Genomic DNA, 1,097 nt, shown 5'->3' with positions numbered 1-1,097 from the left:
CACGCTTCGGGCCATTCGGCCCTCGGTCCGGACCGGAGTTAGAAGAGGATTCGGGGATGAATTTTCAGTAGCGAGGAAGTAGAATCAGCCGGACACATCCTTCCCCCTAAGATAAGAGCTATCTAAGGGGGAAGGACGTCGTGAATATTAGAACGTTATCAGAAATTGATGCAAGATCAAACAGGAAGGGACATGACATAATGGCGTATCCTTTTGATTGCATTTCAGATTTTATGTTTTTTGAAACAGATCTTGAAAGAGCGGATGTAATATTAGTTCCTGGAGGCAGCCATCCTCAATTGATGGAAAGAGCAGCGGAATTGTATCACCGAGAATTAGCACCTTATATTTTACCGTCCGGTGGATCAACATCTAAAGTTATGACAACTGAATGGGAGTTTCTCCGTGACGTCGGTATAAGACTTGGAGTTCCAGACGAAGCATTACTAAGGGAAGACAAAGCAACAAATACATTTGAGAACGCAAGGAATTCATGGGATGTGCTTCAACAAAATGGAATAAATCCACAAAAAGTAATATTAGTTTGCAAATCGTATCATGCGCGACGGGCCTTGCTTACATATCAAGTCTACTTCCCAAGCAACACAACATTCTTTGTAAGCCCAGTGACAGATAAGACTGGTACAACAAAAGAAAATTGGTTTTTAGAAGAACAAAAAATAGGATATGTAATGAAAGAATTAACTAAGGTTGGCCAATACTTTGCACACCATATTCCAAATTGGATTAAATGAATATCTTGAAAGCAATTCTAGGGGGCATCAACTTCTGATAACACCATATTCACGCTTCGGGCCATTCGGCCCTCGGTCCGGCCGGAGTTAGAAGTGGATTCAAAGAGGCATTTCAGCAGCAGGGAAGCAGAATCAGCCGGACACACCCGCACCACCCAACCGCGTCGCGGCCAGTCGCTTCGCTCCTTTAGGGTGGTGGGGCGTCGTGAATACCAGAACGTTATACGAAAGGACTGAAGAGCTGTTTGAAGTTCGTAAAAAAATATAAAGTACTTATTTCAATAGGTGTAGTTTTTTTCTTAACAGTTGCTTCTACACAATACTTAAAGCCGCATTATACTT

The 1,097-nt window shown here is 42.6% G+C and carries 1 protein-coding gene; it reads left to right on the top strand.

Annotation, left to right across the window (positions count from 1 at the left end; all coding sequences use genetic code 11):
* Positions 1–200 precede the first annotated feature (200 nt).
* Positions 201–755 (top strand): YdcF family protein, encoded by a 555-nt coding sequence (locus E2980_RS23925; RefSeq protein WP_135154717.1) that lies wholly within the window; start codon positions 201–203, stop codon positions 753–755.
* The last annotated feature ends 342 nt before the right edge of the window (positions 756–1,097 follow it).

This window comes from Cohnella luojiensis (assembly GCF_004564235.1).
Classification (GTDB): Bacteria; Bacillota; Bacilli; order Paenibacillales; family Paenibacillaceae; genus Cohnella; species Cohnella luojiensis.
Note: the sequence above shows the minus strand (reverse complement) of the source record. Positions and strands in the feature narration are given on the sequence as shown.